General features: G+C 51.2%; 3 pseudogenes. All 3 read left to right on the top strand.

The features are described 5' to 3' along the window. Window positions 1-109 (top strand): annotated as a pseudogene (locus T18_RS23955) (S26 family signal peptidase); the annotation flags it as partial. Between the two features lie 37 nt (window positions 110-146). Next, window positions 147-389: pseudogene (locus T18_RS23950) on the top strand (conjugal transfer protein TraB); the annotation flags it as partial. A gap of 238 nt (window positions 390-627) precedes the next feature. After that, a pseudogene (locus T18_RS27970) lies at window positions 628-978 on the top strand (virulence protein); the annotation flags it as partial.

Genomic DNA, 978 nt, shown 5'->3' with positions numbered 1-978 from the left:
GTTCCTTCACTCCTCCTTTGCGAGCTCCTATGATAGTCGATATTTTGGTCCGGTTCCGGATTCCGGTCTTCTCAGCCTGGCGCGGCCCGTGTTCACCTTCCACCCGTGATCGCGGTGACGATCATCTGGCTGATCGCTGGAAATCCGTGCTCCTGATCATCGCATCCATCGCCTGTGGGTGGATCGGCTGGAGCGGGGAGGTGCTTCTTCTTCCACCCGCCATGTTCTTTCCTTTGCTCTGGGCAATGGCGCCGTCACGTACGATCGCCACACTTGTTGCGGTGGGCTATTTCCTGGCGGCCTGCCGCGGTTTGCCACAGGGCGTGGCCAACTTCTATGCCACCGATCTTTGGCCCAGGCTGGTGCTTTGGGCGGTGGCTTCGGTGTCCGTTAATGACTGATCGTAAGAGAATAAAAGCGGCACTGACTAATGCAGGTAGGTTTTTCCTTTTGAGTATTCGCAACCAGTAACCTTTTTCTCGGCTGCGCCGAAAGATTGCCAGCAAAACGCTTTGCCGATGCCGAAGCTGATCTATTTTGCCACACAACTACAAATGAAACTGAAAACTTCTTAATAATCTGCACCCGCGTAGCATATCATCCTTTCAAAAGCACAGGAGCGATATCATGAGAAATTCGAGTTTGCGTGATGCATCTGGAAGCAATGATGCACAGGTTCCCCACAAAACAGAATTACTAAATTTGCCAGACCACGTGCTGACGGAAGTCGCCAAACGTCTAGCGACTAACAATCCTGTCGAGTCGGCTGAGAATATAGCTAATTTTAGCAAATCCCATCGTTTCACAAGGGACGCGGTTCGAACAGAACCTTTAGAAAAATTCTCTTCACGCCTCAAAATCCTCTCGCGAAACGCGAAATTGTTGTCTCATGCCGTGCGGCACGCAGCAACACTTCCAGATGGAGAACAATTAAGTGAAGCGCAACTGTCGCAAATGCGAAGTGAAGTCGCTACTCGC

Source organism: Rhizobium sp. TBD182, assembly GCF_001950375.1.
Lineage (GTDB): Bacteria > Pseudomonadota > Alphaproteobacteria > Rhizobiales > Rhizobiaceae > Agrobacterium > Agrobacterium tumefaciens.
The sequence above is the reverse complement of the archived record's forward strand: the minus strand, read 5'-3'. Positions and strand labels throughout refer to the sequence as shown.